The sequence below is a fragment of the Psychrobacter urativorans genome (assembly GCF_001298525.1).
GTDB classification, from domain to species: Bacteria; Pseudomonadota; Gammaproteobacteria; order Pseudomonadales; family Moraxellaceae; genus Psychrobacter; species Psychrobacter urativorans_A.
The window spans coordinates 1,454,259-1,468,418 of the sequence record NZ_CP012678.1 but is presented as its reverse complement, the minus strand read 5'-3'; the positions used below and the strand labels follow the sequence as shown (position 1 = coordinate 1,468,418).

The 14,160-nt window shown below is 43.1% G+C and carries 12 protein-coding genes and 1 tRNA gene; 6 read left to right on the top strand and 7 right to left on the bottom strand.

The genetic code is table 11. The features are described 5' to 3' along the window. Window positions 1–170: 170 nt before the first annotated feature. Entirely contained in the window at window positions 171–2,120 is a 1,950-nt protein-coding gene (dnaK, locus tag AOC03_RS06365; RefSeq protein ID WP_062534308.1) for a molecular chaperone DnaK, read from the top strand. Between the two features lie 96 nt (window positions 2,121–2,216). Here the strand turns inward: dnaK and AOC03_RS06360 are convergent, their stop codons facing one another. Together AOC03_RS06360 and AOC03_RS06355 are read right to left on the bottom strand one after the other, a co-directional pair. Further along, on the bottom strand, window positions 2,217–3,023 hold the full coding sequence (locus tag AOC03_RS06360) for a methyltransferase domain-containing protein (RefSeq protein WP_062534307.1): 807 nt from the start codon (window positions 3,021–3,023) through the stop codon (window positions 2,217–2,219). Window positions 3,024–3,113: 90 nt separating this feature from the next. After that, on the bottom strand, window positions 3,114–4,352 hold the full coding sequence (locus AOC03_RS06355; RefSeq protein WP_062534305.1) for an 8-amino-7-oxononanoate synthase: 1,239 nt from the start codon (window positions 4,350–4,352) through the stop codon (window positions 3,114–3,116). A gap of 297 nt (window positions 4,353–4,649) precedes the next feature. Between AOC03_RS06355 and AOC03_RS06350 the strand changes: the two genes are divergently transcribed. The 4 genes from AOC03_RS06350 (at window position 4,650) to AOC03_RS06335 (ending at window position 8,568) form a co-directional block, all read left to right on the top strand. Further along, window positions 4,650–5,186: a porin family protein gene (locus AOC03_RS06350; protein WP_062534303.1), complete on the top strand. Its 537-nt coding sequence runs from the start codon at window positions 4,650–4,652 to the stop codon at window positions 5,184–5,186. A gap of 260 nt (window positions 5,187–5,446) precedes the next feature. Then, window positions 5,447–5,938 (top strand): NfeD family protein, encoded by a 492-nt coding sequence (locus tag AOC03_RS06345; protein WP_062534301.1) that lies wholly within the window; start codon window positions 5,447–5,449, stop codon window positions 5,936–5,938. Between the two features lie 84 nt (window positions 5,939–6,022). Next, window positions 6,023–6,883 (top strand): SPFH domain-containing protein, encoded by an 861-nt coding sequence (locus AOC03_RS06340; protein WP_062534299.1) that lies wholly within the window; start codon window positions 6,023–6,025, stop codon window positions 6,881–6,883. Window positions 6,884–7,119: 236 nt separating this feature from the next. Then, window positions 7,120–8,568 carry an esterase-like activity of phytase family protein gene (locus AOC03_RS06335; protein WP_062534297.1) on the top strand — a complete coding sequence of 483 codons (1,449 nt, stop codon included), beginning with the start codon at window positions 7,120–7,122 and terminating at the stop codon, window positions 8,566–8,568. A 94-nt stretch (window positions 8,569–8,662) separates the two neighbouring features. On the opposite strand, the gene hemN is transcribed toward AOC03_RS06335, so the two are convergent. Beyond that, window positions 8,663–10,102 (bottom strand): oxygen-independent coproporphyrinogen III oxidase, encoded by a 1,440-nt coding sequence (gene hemN / locus AOC03_RS06330; RefSeq protein ID WP_227514326.1) that lies wholly within the window; start codon window positions 10,100–10,102, stop codon window positions 8,663–8,665. Between the two features lie 345 nt (window positions 10,103–10,447). Between hemN and AOC03_RS06325 the strand changes: the two genes are divergently transcribed. After that, on the top strand, window positions 10,448–11,989 hold the full coding sequence (locus AOC03_RS06325; protein WP_062534293.1) for a YifB family Mg chelatase-like AAA ATPase: 1,542 nt from the start codon (window positions 10,448–10,450) through the stop codon (window positions 11,987–11,989). A 31-nt stretch (window positions 11,990–12,020) separates the two neighbouring features. Here AOC03_RS06325 and AOC03_RS06320 read toward each other — a convergent pair whose 3' ends face one another. From AOC03_RS06320 to AOC03_RS06305, 4 genes are all read right to left on the bottom strand, one after another. Then, window positions 12,021–12,716: a phosphoglycolate phosphatase gene (locus AOC03_RS06320; protein ID WP_062534290.1), complete on the bottom strand. Its 696-nt coding sequence runs from the start codon at window positions 12,714–12,716 to the stop codon at window positions 12,021–12,023. Window positions 12,717–12,791: 75 nt separating this feature from the next. Further along, window positions 12,792–13,289 carry a DUF4385 domain-containing protein gene (locus tag AOC03_RS06315; protein ID WP_062534287.1) on the bottom strand — a complete coding sequence of 166 codons (498 nt, stop codon included), beginning with the start codon at window positions 13,287–13,289 and terminating at the stop codon, window positions 12,792–12,794. 214 nt (window positions 13,290–13,503) lie between these two features. Next, window positions 13,504–13,579, bottom strand: a tRNA-Phe gene (locus AOC03_RS06310). Window positions 13,580–13,720: 141 nt separating this feature from the next. Further along, the gene (locus tag AOC03_RS06305) at window positions 13,721–14,143 is read right to left on the bottom strand and encodes an acetyl-CoA sensor PanZ family protein (protein ID WP_062534285.1); all 423 of its coding nucleotides are present in this window, start codon (window positions 14,141–14,143) and stop codon (window positions 13,721–13,723) included. Window positions 14,144–14,160 lie beyond the last annotated feature (17 nt).

Here is a 14,160-nt window from a genome sequence, read left to right as displayed (position 1 = left end):
ATTGCGCTCGTATTGACTTGAAAAAATGATAGCGTAAACCGATATAAAGCAACAAGTGACTGGTTATAGTCTGATAGGTCTGGTTTGGTACGGTTCAATCTGTACCGCTAGTAACCACTACAAATTGTAAATCATATAAATTAACTTAGAATAAATTGGAGCAATGAATTATGGGTAAAGTAATTGGTATTGATTTAGGTACAACTAACTCATGCGTCGCAGTAATGGAAGGCGATAAAGTCAAAATCATTGAAAATGCTGAAGGCACACGTACCACGCCTTCAATCGTCGCTTATAAAGACGATGAAATCCTCGTGGGTCAGTCGGCTAAACGTCAAGCCGTGACCAACCCAAACAACACGTTATTTGCTATTAAGCGTTTAATTGGTCGTCGTTTCGATGACAAAGTTGTGCAAAAAGATATCGGTATGGTGCCTTATAAAATCGCCAAAGCAGATAACGGTGATGCATGGGTTGAGATTAACGGTAAAAAATTAGCGCCACCACAGGTTTCTGCTGAAATCTTGAAAAAAATGAAAAAAACCGCTGAAGACTATCTTGGTGAAGCGGTAACAGAAGCAGTCGTTACCGTTCCTGCTTACTTCAATGACTCACAGCGTCAAGCCACTAAAGATGCGGGTAAAATCGCTGGTCTTGATGTAAAACGTATCATCAACGAACCAACAGCAGCAGCACTTGCTTACGGCATGGACAAAAAGCAAGGCGATAGCGTTGTTGCGGTTTATGATTTGGGCGGTGGTACTTTTGACGTATCAATCATTGAGATTGCTGACGTTGATGGCGAGCAGCAGTTTGAAGTATTGGCAACCAACGGTGATACCTTTCTTGGCGGCGAAGACTTTGACTCAGCATTGATTGATTTCTTGGTCACTGAATTCAAAAAAGACCAAGACGTTAACCTAAAAGGTGACTCTCTAGCCATGCAGCGTCTAAAAGAAGCGGCAGAAAAAGCGAAAATTGAGTTATCAAGTGCCCAAAGTACAGAAGTAAACTTGCCATACATTACTGCTGATAGCAGTGGTCCTAAGCATTTAGTTGTTACCATCAGTCGCTCAAAACTAGAGAGCTTAACTGAAGAATTAGTTCAACGTACGATGGGTCCTTGTAAGATTGCCCTTGAAGATGCTGGTCTAAAAGCAAGTGACATCAACGATGTTATCTTGGTTGGTGGTCAGACACGTATGCCATTGGTACAGCAAAAAGTACAAGAATTCTTTGGTCAAGAGCCACGTAAAGACGTGAACCCTGACGAAGCAGTCGCAGCAGGTGCAGCTATCCAAGGTGCGGTATTGTCTGGTGAGAAAACTGACGTATTGCTACTTGACGTAACGCCATTGACGCTTGGTATCGAAACGATGGGCGGCATCTTGACGCCAATCATTGAAAAAAATACCATGATTCCAACTAAGAAATCACAGGTATTCTCAACGGCTGAAGACAACCAGCCAGCGGTTAGCATTCAGGTGTATCAAGGCGAGCGTAAAATTGCGAACCAAAATAAACAGCTTGGTCGTTTTGACTTAACCGACATTCCACCAGCACCACGTGGTCTACCACAAATCGAAGTAAGCTTCGATATCAACGCTGACGGTATCATGAATATTTCAGCGACTGATAAAGGTACTGGTAAAGCACAAAGTATCCAGATTAAAGCAGATTCTGGTTTATCGGATGAAGAAGTCGAACAAATGATTCGTGATGCAGAAGCCAATGCGGCAGAAGACGAGAAATTCGCCAATCTTGCGCAAGTGCGTAACGAAGCCGATGGTCGTATCCATGCCGTACAAAAAGCGCTAAAAGATGCTGCTGATAAAGTGACTGAAGATGATAAATCATCAGTAGAAGCGGCTATCTCTGAGCTTGAAGCGGCTGCGAAAGAAGATGACCATGATGACATCAAAGCCAAGCTTGAAGCCTTAGACAATGCTTTCTTACCAGTAAGCCAAAAAATCTACGCTGATGCAGGCGCGGGTGCTGAAGGCATGGATCCAAACATGTTCCAAGACGCGGCGGCAGGCGCAGGCGAGAATCAGAACAATGCTGCTGATGATGATGTGGTTGACGCAGAATTCACTGAAGTGAATGACGATAAAAAATAAGTTTTCTGACTGATTTGCTTAACATAAAAAACGCACCTTTCGAGGTGCGTTTTTTTATGGCCATATTATTTGTGATAATCATTAAAAATATAAAGGTTATGGCTTAACAGCACTCATCATCAGTACGTCATAGGTTAAATTAACGCAGAGCTGACCATGGTCATCGTGTGCTGAAAACTGTTGCCAATAGGCAGTCTCAAACTGCTGCAAACGCGCTTTTGTCCATCTAAATGGCTTGTTATTAGATAAGGTTGCGGTTTGATTGGTGGATACACCAGTCAGCTTCATATGTTTGAGCACGTCATAGGGATGCGCAAAGGTCAACTCAAAGCGATGGGTTAGCAGCTCAATCTGCTCAAATCCTGATGCTTCTAATGCCAATTGCCATGCATCAATAGAAGGATATGCTAACCCTTGTCCGGTTAATTTTTTAATTTGCAAAAAATTATTGGGCGTAAAGGTATTTAATAATAGCTGTCCACCAGACTCTAGTCGCTTATAGGATTGTTGAATAAAGCTCAGAGGATTATCAAACCATTGCACCGCATTGGCGCTGATAATCAAGCTATGATGGTTGCCTAAATCAATGGTTTCTGCATCGCCAATGACTACGTTAGCGCAGGGTAAAATTGACTGTAAAATGGGCGACTGCCTATCCGATAATTCATTAATAACCCAATGCTTACTTTGGATATTTTCGGCTAATAATCGCGTCATTTGACCCGTACCTGCGCCCACTTCTAATACGCTATTTTGGTTATCATGTGCAATATTCTCTAACAGCAGTTGACAGACTTGCTGCTGAATATCGGCATGCTTATCATAGTCACGTGCGCTTGCGAACTGGCGAGCAATGCTTTGTTTTCTGCTACTCAGCGCGTTAGTGAGGTCAGTATTTTTCATGAGAATAATGGTATTCCAGCTAGGCTATTTTATGTGACAGAGCCTATCACGATCTGAGGATAAGAGTAATTTAGAGACTAAGAGATTTGATTATAAATGTTCTATCAGCTTTTGGCAGTCGTCATTCGTCAGGGCAGCATTCATCACCAGTCGAATACGAGCAGTGTTTGTCGGAACTGTAGGCGGTCTGATGGGCAACGCATAAAATCCTGCCTCTTGTAGCTGTTGCGCTTTAGCCACGGCACTGCCATTATCGCCCAAGATATACGGTATAATTGGCGATTGATAGCCTGCTTGTTGCGTGTTCGACGATGCCCTATATTGTTGGTCAATCGCTTGGCTAAGCTGTAATGATAACGCCGATAAATACTTGCGCTTATCATTTAACTGCGGCATTTTTGCTAAAATAAAGCGCGTCCACGCATGATTAATGGGTGGTAGCGCAGTACTAAATATCAGCGGACGCATATGGTTAATCAGCCATTCTCTAACCGCCTCATCACAAAGAATATAAGCACCAACGGATGCAAATGCCTTGCCAAAAGTGCCAACCAGATAATCAATATCGGCTAAGGTATGCGTCTCTTCCGCCAGTCCCAAGCCTTGATTGCCTAGTATACCAACGGCATGCGCTTCGTCTACATACAGCTCAATGCGACGGTCTGTGGCTTTCAGTTGTACCAATTGACATAAATCCGCACGGTCACCATCCATGCTAAAAATACTTTCGGTGACAATGATAATGCGCTCAACGTCTGGCTCAGCTTGCGCAATCATAGCGGCTAATTGCTGATAATCATTATGACGATAACGGCGGTAGCTGCACAGCTTGCTTTGGCTCAAGCGTATACCATCAATGATACTGGCGTGTACCAATTTATCTGCCAAAATCAGCGTTTTAATAGGCAATGCGGTCAGCGCGGGTAATAAGCCAATATTGGCGTGATAGCCACTATTGATGACCAACGCTGACTTTGAAGCTGAAGAAGAACGGTTAAATGTTCCTACGGCTGCTTGATACCAATGTTGCAATTCGCGCTCTAGCCCTGTAATTTGTTCATCATTACCCGTCAATAACCGTGAAGACGTTGCACTCATTTTGGGTAATTGTGCTATTGGCAACGGCTGTAATGATTGTAAAAATTCGCTTTGGAGTGTCATATCGCTACCCAAACCAAGATAATCATTACTCGAGATATTAAGTAGGGATTGTTGTTGATAACGAATATAGCGTCCATGATGAGTAATATCTGGTAGATGACGGTATTGCTGGTCGTTTTTGAGTTGACTCAAAGACTCTTGTAGACGCACAGCGATAGGATTTGCCATCTTTATTTTTCCTTTGACATGATATCTGATAATTAAATTTATTAAATGAGTAGGGATTATTGCACAAAACCAGTAATTGTAACTAAAAATTTCATAAAGCAGCCTTTGTAACTGACAGGCTGATATACAATTGCAAAACTTAACTGAGTTACTATTAAACACTGACAGAGTGAATGACATAATTTGTTACTATGTACTAATCGTTAACAAACAAGACGATGTAGCTTTTATATTGAATAAAATGATAGTAAATAATTAAATGACTTGTTTGTCACAATTGATTTTAAGGAGATGACGATGAAAACTCTACAAAAAACTCTATTCGCACTAGTAGCTGGTTCGTTACTGAGTGTAGGTGCGCAAGCGGCTGTCTCTTACGGTAGTGGCTACACTGGTCAGCCCTATGCTGGCGTGAAAGTCGGTCAGTTTGATTTAGACGTTGATGGCGCTGATAAACCAACCGCTTATGGTGTATATGGTGGCTACAATTTCGATCCTAACTTTGGTGTCGAAGCTGAATTTGTAGGTTCTGATGACGCTGATTATAAAGGCGGCGATATCAATGCAAAAACCTATGGTGCTTATGGCACTTATCGTTATGCATTCCCTAACACTGGACTATACGCTAAAGGTAAACTAGGTGTTGCTAGAACTAAAGTAGACGCTTCTGGTACTACTTTTGCTAGAGATAGTGGTACTGATAAAGATACTAGCTTAGCTGGTGGTGTTGGTCTTGGCTACAACGTAAATCCTAATTTTGGTATCGAAGCTGAGTATGACAAATTAGGTAGTAATGCTGATTTGATGACCATTGGCGCACAACTTAAATTCTAAGTTTATCGACTCTGTAGAGTCTTACAGTTTTATAAATACTTACAGTTTTATAAATATTAGTCTTGATAAATTAGCCTTATAGCCTATATAAAAACGATCACTTAACGTGGTCGTTTTTTTTTGGTATTTTTATGATAAGAGTTCATTTTATATCATTATTTCTAAGCTTTCCTAGCTTAGCCTTTGTCCTCCTTTTATCGGCATGGTGATGGCAGAATTGTGCTACATTAAAGGCTCGGACTGTAGAGGAGAGGACGGCAATGATTGAGACTATTTTCATGGTTGAGCCGTGGCATTGGTTGGTATTAGGCTTTTTATTGATGCTTGTCGAGATGTTTATTCCAACTTTTGCCTGCCTTTGGTTTGGTGGTGCGGCGGTCATTGTCGCTGCTGTGTCATGGCTCTTACCGATTGCATTATTATGGCAAGTCCTGATTTGGCTGACCCTATCGGTTATTTTTATGTTTGCTTGGGTCAAGTATATCAAGCCATTATCCGTAGATCGCACCAAAGCAGGTCTTGGCGGCTCAGTCATTATTGGAGAGACGGGGATGATTGTTATAAAACCGCAATCGGACACGCTTGGTCGAGTACGTTTTAGTGTACCAATCGTTGGTGCAGATGAGTGGCTGTGCCGTAGCTATGATGAGAATATTGAGGTTGGTGACCGCGTGGTAGTGACGGATATCATTGGTAATGAGCTGGTCGTTGCACGTCCTAAACGCATGACAGTGCCTATAGTCAGTCGTTAATTCTCTATTAATTCATATTATAAATAATAAGAAATAACTAATACATTGCAGCATTATTGATTGTAATGGTTTAAGGAGAGATTCATGAGTAGTATCAATATTGTCATGCTGGTATTAATTGCCTTAATTGTTTTTACCGTATTAAAGGGCGTACGCATTGTACCGCAGGGCTATAAATGGATTGTGCAGCGACTGGGTAAGTACAGCCAAACGCTAGAGCCGGGTTTAAATTTAATCATTCCTTTTGTCGATACGGTGGCTTATAAAGTGACCACCAAAGATATCGTGTTAGATATCCCGTCTCAAGAAGTGATTACCCGTGATAACGTGGTGATTGTGGCGAATGCAGTGGCTTATATTAATATTGTGCGCCCTGATAAGGCAGTCTATGGTATCGAAGATTATGCCTATGGTATCCGTAATCTGGTACAGACGTCTCTGCGTTCAATCATTGGTGAGATGGATTTGGATAGTGCTTTATCGAGCCGTGATGAAATCAAAGCCAAGCTAAAACTAGCGATATCCGAGGATATTTCGGATTGGGGCATTACCTTAAAAACCGTTGAGATTCAGGATATTAACCCGTCAGCCACCATGCAGGCATCGATGGAAGAGCAGGCAGCAGCAGAGCGTCTGCGCCGTGCAACTGTGACCCGAGCTGATGGGCAAAAGCAAGCCGCTATCCTACAGGCTGATGGACGCTTGGAAGCGTCACGCCGTGATGCTGAAGCCCAAGTGGTACTAGCAAAAGGGTCAGAGGAGTCTATTCGCTTGATTACCGCTGCGATGGGGACGGAGGAGATGCCCATTGTTTACTTGCTTGGTGAGCAATATATTAAAGCGATTCGTCAGTTGGCAGAATCGGATAATGCCAAAATGGTGGTCTTGCCAGCGGATATTTTAAGCACGATTAAAGGCATGGTCGGTGATAAGTTGAAAGTGTAGCGAGAAGCATATCAGCGCTGCCTTACAAAATAAGTATTAAGCATAATGACTAACCTTTAACAAATAGTAGCCAGTACGCATCCTTTGCACTGGCTATTTTTTTGACCATTTTTTAGTTAAATTTTAAGAGGTATATGGATAACAAAATCCTACTTTATAAGATTTTTATTCAGGTATGGTTTTGCTAGCACTTATTATTTAAAACATGAGAACATACTTTTTTAGGAAATTAAAACATGTCAAAAACTAATAACAATAAAGAAGCTATTAATCACAATCATTTTATTCAAGGCAGCCCATTACCATTTAGTATATTGGATAATCAGTATGTCAATGCTGCGTATCCTAATGAGCCGCTAGATATTAGAAATGGCGGTTTTGGTTCAGACGCTGCCGCGCATCCAACCAACCCTAAGCAGTTTTATGTGCTGACCGACCGTGGACCTAATGCAGACTTTGTCGGTAGTGCGGGTACGGGAAAACGCTTTTTAATACCTGATTATACGCCCCGTATTGGGCTGTTTGAACTGCAAGATTATAGCATAATCATTAAGGTTAAAGAGATTTTACTAAAAGACGCAAACGGCACGCCTATCACAGGTTTACCGAATCCAAAAGCGTTTGGCGGTACTCATGAAATTCCTTATGATGCTCAAGGTAAGGTAATGACTGTGAATCCTGATTTGCCGTTTGATGAAATAACTAATCCCATCAATAATGATATTAATGGCTTAGACCCTGAAGGGTTGGTAGCGTTAAACGACGGTAGTTTTTGGGTGAGTGATGAGTATGGTCCGCATCTTGTGCATTATGATGCTGATGGGGTGGAAATTGGACGTATTAACCCCTTTACAAATGATGCGCGTAACACTGTTATGAGCAACGTCATAAATAATGGCATAAATAATGGCATGAGCAATGGCAAACCGCTGTTATTGCCAGCAGAATTTATCAATCGCCGCGCCAATCGCGGTATGGAAAGTCTGACCATCACTCCTGACCAAAGCACGTTGGTTGGGGTAATGGAATCGTCGATGGACAATCCGAATAAGTCAGGACGCGGCTCAAATTTGACCCGTATTATTGCGATAAATGTGCTCACTGGGCAGATATTCCAATATCTATACCGGCTCAATAGCGCGCAGCACGTCATATCTGGCATCACGGCTATTAATGAGCATGAGTTTTATGTGATTGAACATGACCGAAAATTTCCTATGCAAGATAAATCGGCGCAAAAACATATTTATAAAGTAGATATTGCTGAGGCGACTGATATCAACGATTTTTCTGCGATCAATGAATTAAGCAATCAGCATTATCAATTTGCCAAAAATAAAGATTTTGGCTTAATGGTTAATGAGCAGGCGCTAGAGCAGTTTATTGCCGAGGATAATGGCAGCTGGCAAATTTTAGCAGAGATAGGGATTACGCCAATGACCAAAATCCTAGCCGTTGATGTGTTGGCAGCAGTTGCGTATCCGCATGATAAACTAGAAGGCTTATGGCTCAGACAAGATGGTTCGTTGGGCTTATTAAATGATGATGATTTTGCCATAACCGATGTCACCATGGCGGATGGTAGTAATGCCCTTGAACAAAAATATTTGGATAGTGCAAAAACGATAGAAGATGCCAATCGGCTATATATTGTCATGCCTGATATGGTAACCGTTGCTGAATAAGGACGCCTTGCTTGGAATGTGCGAATGTGCCGCTAAAAAAAGACCTCGAATAAGAGGTCTTTTTTATTATTAATAAGCTAAATTATGAGCCAAATTAAATGACTTTAGAAAAGCGGTTCTGATGCTTTTTTTCCAGATACTCATCAAATATCATTGCCACATTGCGCCCCAGTAAGCGCCCTTTTGCTAATACCCGAATACCAGCTGCATCCATATCAATCAGTTTGTCTTGCTGCATGTCACCAAGTTTCTGAATTTCATCAATAAAATAAGTAATGGCATCAATACCAAATTTTTGGTTGAGGTCTTTAAAGTCAATATAATCATGACACAGCAGATTCATAATGACGTATTCACGCAAGCGATCTTTGATAGAGGTTTTGATCACGTTCACCGCTGGCATTGCCGCAGGGTTATTGCTGATGGCGTCAATTGTGTCTTGATATACTTGCAAGTCGGTCGGATTTTGTAAGATATAACGGCTATTGGCATTGGTGATTTGACTGATTGCCGAGACGCCAAAGCCTATTAAGTCACAGTCGCCCATGATGGTATAGCCTTGAAAATTACGGTGCAATTTACCGTCGCGTTGCGCCACGGCAAGCTCGTCATCCGGCTTGGCAAAATGGTCGATACCAATATATTGATAACCCGCTGCGGTTAGAGTGTTAATGGTAGTGCCGAGCATCGCAAGTTTATCGGCTGGTGTGGGTAAGTCTTCATCTTTAATTTGGCGTTGGGCTTTAAAACGCTTTGGCAGATGCGCGTAGTTAAAGACGGACAGACGATCCGGTGACATCTCAATAATACGGCGTACGGTATGGTCTAAAGTGGCTGGCGTCTGATGCGGTAAGCCATAAATCAAGTCAATATTAATAGAATGAAAACCCAACGCTCGCGCTTCAGCTAAGATATTGGCAATCAGTTCTGCTGAATGGACGCGATTGACCGCAATTTGTACTGCTTCTTCTAAGTCTTGTACGCCCAAGCTAATACGGTTAAAGCCAAGGTTGCGCAGTGTTTGTAAGGTGTCGTCACCCAGCTCGCGCGGATCGATTTCAATAGAATAATCGCCTTCATCTTCAGGTAAAAATTCAAACTGAGTTTGCAGAAATTCCCACAGTTGCACCAGCTCTTCATCACGTAAAAACGTTGGCGTACCACCGCCTAAATGCAGCTGTTTAACGAGTGGATTTTTACCGTCTTCTAGAGTAGGCAGCAGACGACGCTTGTGCTTAATCTCAGCCATTAAGTATTGTAAATAGTCGCCTGAGTCGCTATTTTTCTTAGTGATAATTTTATTACAGGCGCAGTAATAACACAGATGCCGACAAAACGGAATATGAAAATATAACGATAATGGCACGCGTGCTTCACGGTTTTGCAGGATTTTTGCTTCAAGACCGTCCGCTATGGGTGTGAACTCTAATGCCGTAGGATAGGAAGTATAACGTGGTCCTGAACGGTTGTATTTATTAATAAGTGCTTCATCAAATGCCGGTAGCGCCTTGCTGGCATACGAGCCACGCGGCATGGCATAAGGGCTAACGTGCTCTACCAGCGGGCGTGCCGTCATAGGCTGCTCATTAGGCGACAGTGGGGCGGCAGTGCCGTCAGGTTGGTGTGAATGATGGGACATACAACTTCCTTTTAGTGAGCGTCACTGTAACTATTGTGCTATTTGCCCGATGATAATGGGCGCTTGTAAGCGATATGATGACCGTGATTATAACAAATCCTTGCTTTGAGTGTGGAGGCTAACGAGTTTTTCACTGATTATCGCGTTCTCGTTTTACGCCTTGTTTTGGATAAAACACAACATTTGCGCACTTATAAAGAGTAGTCTATTATCAATACTATTTTATAATAAGAAGTCATTATGTCGTTTGCTCAGGTTTATACCCGCTCAGTCGTTGGTCTGCACGCGCCGCAAGTTATTATTGAGGTGCATTTATCGCAAGGGTTACCAGCGCTAACGATTGTAGGCTTGCCAGCCGCAGCGGTGCGCGAAAGTAAAGATAGGGTACGCTCGGCAATATTGAACTCAGGTTTTCAATTTCCCAATCGACGTTTAACCATTAATTTAGCGCCTGCTGATTTACCCAAAGATGGCGCGCGTCTTGATTTGCCAATTGCCATTGGTATTTTGGCGGCAAGTGGTCAGCTTGAGCCTGATGTATTATCGGCATTTGAGTTTATTGGCGAATTGGCATTGAATGGCGAGCTGCGTCAAGTGACGGGTAGCCTTGCAGTAGCACGCGCCATAAAAGCCGAATCGCTAAAAAAAGAATCGAGCGTCGCCAGCGCACCGTTACGACAATTGATTGTACCAATGGCTAATGGCAGTGAAGCCAGCCGTGTTGAAGGCGTAACCGTATTAGCCGCGCAAAGTCTCAAAGACGTCTGTGCCCATCTACAAGCGCTTGCGCACCCTGACGGGTCGCTAGAAACTCAGTTGCCGGTGGTGCCATTAAACTGTTTGCAACCAAGTGCCAGCTATCAGGTTGATTTAGCCGATGTGAAAGGCCAGCATCATGCGCGGCGGGCGCTAGAGATTGCTGCGGCTGGTGGACATTCATTATTATTTACCGGACCGCCCGGCTCTGGTAAAACCTTGATGGCATCACGATTACCGACCATCTTACCGGATTTGAGCGCGGAAGATGCATTAGAAGTTGCCAGTACCTATTCGGTAGCAGACAGCGATTATGATTACGGTACGCGACCGTTTCGGCAAGTGCATCACACCATATCGGCAGTGGCGCTAGTCGGTGGCGGCTCACGTCCAAAACCGGGTGAGATTACCTTAGCGAATAAGGGCGTATTGTTTTTAGATGAATTGCCAGAATTTGAGCGTAGCGTGTTAGAAGTATTGCGTCAGCCGTTAGAAGCCAAGCAAATTACCATTAGTCGTGCCAACTCACAGCTGACCTTTCCGGCTAATTTTCAGCTGGTTGCAGCAATGAATCCTTGTCCTTGTGGCTATGATGGTGATGGTTCAGGGCGCTGCCGCTGCCGTCCGGAACAAATCAAACGTTATCAAGATAAGCTATCGGGACCGCTCCTTGACCGCATTGACTTACACATTACCGTACCTGCGTTACCGATTGCGGATTTGCAAAACGGCACGGCTGGGGAAAGCTCAGAACAAGTACGCCTACGTGTCGATGCTGCTCATAAACGGCAAATGGCGCGCCAACAGAAAGTAAATAATGAGCTGAGTCCGAGCGAGCTAGACGCGCATATCCAATTGGGCGAGGGCGAAAAGCAGTTATTACAATTGGCACAGCAACGCCTCAATCTTTCTGCGCGCGGCTATCACCGTGTATTGCGCGTGGCACGGACGATTGCTGATTTGGCAGACAACGAGCACATCAATAGCGCCCATGTCTCCGAGGCGCTCAGTTATCGTAGCAAATAATCGCAGTAAATAAACAGTTTGATTAAGTCTTTTAAACCTTATGTTTTAATAACCAACTGAGCAATTCTGCAAACGTATCAAATACCTGATTGGGATTACTATCACGGATATCCTTGCCATAGTTATAACCGTAAGATAAGCCAACCGTCTCTATTTCAGCATTTTTACCGGCAGAGATGTCATTTATAGAGTCGCCAATCATAAGTGCTTCTGATGGTACAAAGTTCAGAGTTGCGCAGACATGCAGCAATGGCGCGGCATCAGGTTTCTTTTGCGGTAAGCTGTCACCGCCGAGTACTACCTCAAATAAAGACGTCCAGCCCATTCCCGCTAAAATATGCGGTACAAAGCGTATGGGTTTATTGGTCACCAAGGCTAAGGTAAATCCCGCTTCTTTTAACTGCTTTAAGCCTGAGTCAACGTCCGGGTAGGCGACCGTTTTACTGGTGTCATGCGCGCCATAAGCGTCAAAGAAAAGTTGCTCAGCTGCTTCCACATCGGCTAATACTAAATTGTCGTCAACTTCCACACTGCCCGATAAAGCGCGCTCGACCAGTTTTCTGGCGCCATTGCCGACCCATTTTGCAATCGTTTGTAGCGGATAGGTGGGCATACCCAGTTGACTGAGCATGATATTGGTGGCGTCCGCTAAGTCAGGAACACTATCAATCAGCGTGCCATCAAAGTCAAAAATTAACAGTTGCTTATCGATTGCTTGATTAGTCATTATTTATGCTCATTTTTTTGGATTGGGTATTATTTATTACGGGGTTTATTGTTCTTTCTTATCTCTATCTTAACGTTATTTATCTTGATAACGCTTGCGGTGCGTCTCTTTCAGTTTAATATAACCTGGGTTTTCTCGGCACAAATCCCATTTTTGCTTAAAGATGCGCGCGGATTCTGCTTTGATAGGGTCTTCCTCTTGACGCGGCAATTCTTCGCGACCATGAGCACCGCTTTGACCTTTTTTATCGTCCGGAACCGCCCCTTTGTACTTTTTACCGCCTTTATGATTGGCATAGCGTCGTGCACGAGTAAAACCCATTTGAATAAATTTGCGTGCCATATCCGCACCAACAAAGTCATCAGTGGCTAGGTAATCTAAAAACATCTGATAAATAGTCTCGCTACTCTCAAGCGCGATGTCAGGCGTGGCAAAGCGCCAATGCGGCAGTATCTCAGACTTATAGGGCTCAACCAACAATACGCCTTGCTCACCGCGACCGACTCGATAGAGTTCAGGATGGTCACGCAGGTCAAGATTTTTATAATCCAAATCGTAATCAAATTCTCTCATTATCTTACCTATCGGCTATCCATAGATAACCTTAGTATAAAGAGCCGACACTATTTAAATGTAGCATAGATATGTTATCAATCAGTGAAAGTGGCGATTAGAAAGTGAGAATTGACAGAAGCTAGCCATTATTGCAGGCATAAAAAAAACCCCAAACATAAATGCTTGAGGCTTTTTTTAACTGCTTATTTAAAAGCAAAATAAGAGTAACGAATGGTGGCTCGAGGCAGGTTCGAACTGCCGACACACGGATTTTCAATCCGTTGCTCTACCGACTGAGCTATCGAGCCATGTCGTTGAGGCGCTATTAAACTAAATATCCGCGTTGCTGTCAAGATGTTTTGGCATTATTTATTAAAATAAATCAAAAAAAAGTCTATAATGCGGCATTTTCACCCTAATATGTCCGAATTAACAGTATCGCCCATAGATTACGCTTTAACTTGTAGCAGCCCATAATCTGTCATGATACGATGAATGTCACTATCAACCGGTGCAAACTGTCGCACACCTTTTCTAACTTCGATATCATAAACTTGCTTAATAAACTTGGCTTCAATACCGCGATTGCGATTCTCTGGATGTACGGTGAGATACTGCAAGCGTTTGGTATCGGTCTGCTCATCATCAAAGCAGGCGACCGCAGCGATAGGCTTATCATTAAACATACCGACATATAGCCACTGTCCACGCTTAAACCCTTGCGCAATGATTGCTAATACTTCTGTCCCATCAGGCTGATTATCATCAGCATCATACAAGGCTTGCAGACGCTCGGCTAATTCATGTTCGCGGGTAGGCTTTTGAATGAGTGGTGCGTCTAAATTATTGATAGCAATGGCTTCTAGTGGCATAGTCAGTTCCTATAAAG

Bases quoted from the DNA above. Each gene is read 5' to 3' on its own strand.
- dnaK (WP_062534308.1), top strand. From the start codon at position 171: ATGGGTAAAGTAATTGGTATTGATTTAGGTACAACTAACTCATGCGTC.
- AOC03_RS06325 (WP_062534293.1), top strand. From the start codon at position 10,448: ATGTCGTTTGCTCAGGTTTATACCCGCTCAGTCGTTGGTCTGCACGCG.
- AOC03_RS06305 (WP_062534285.1), bottom strand. From the start codon at position 14,143: ATGCCACTAGAAGCCATTGCTATCAATAATTTAGACGCACCACTCATT.
- AOC03_RS06360 (WP_062534307.1), bottom strand. From the start codon at position 3,023: ATGAAAAATACTGACCTCACTAACGCGCTGAGTAGCAGAAAACAAAGC.
- AOC03_RS06350 (WP_062534303.1), top strand. From the start codon at position 4,650: ATGAAAACTCTACAAAAAACTCTATTCGCACTAGTAGCTGGTTCGTTA.
- AOC03_RS06355 (WP_062534305.1), bottom strand. From the start codon at position 4,352: ATGGCAAATCCTATCGCTGTGCGTCTACAAGAGTCTTTGAGTCAACTC.
- AOC03_RS06345 (WP_062534301.1), top strand. From the start codon at position 5,447: ATGATTGAGACTATTTTCATGGTTGAGCCGTGGCATTGGTTGGTATTA.
- hemN (WP_227514326.1), bottom strand. From the start codon at position 10,102: ATGCCGCGTGGCTCGTATGCCAGCAAGGCGCTACCGGCATTTGATGAA.
- AOC03_RS06315 (WP_062534287.1), bottom strand. From the start codon at position 13,289: ATGAGAGAATTTGATTACGATTTGGATTATAAAAATCTTGACCTGCGT.
- AOC03_RS06340 (WP_062534299.1), top strand. From the start codon at position 6,023: ATGAGTAGTATCAATATTGTCATGCTGGTATTAATTGCCTTAATTGTT.
- AOC03_RS06335 (WP_062534297.1), top strand. From the start codon at position 7,120: ATGTCAAAAACTAATAACAATAAAGAAGCTATTAATCACAATCATTTT.
- AOC03_RS06320 (WP_062534290.1), bottom strand. From the start codon at position 12,716: ATGACTAATCAAGCAATCGATAAGCAACTGTTAATTTTTGACTTTGAT.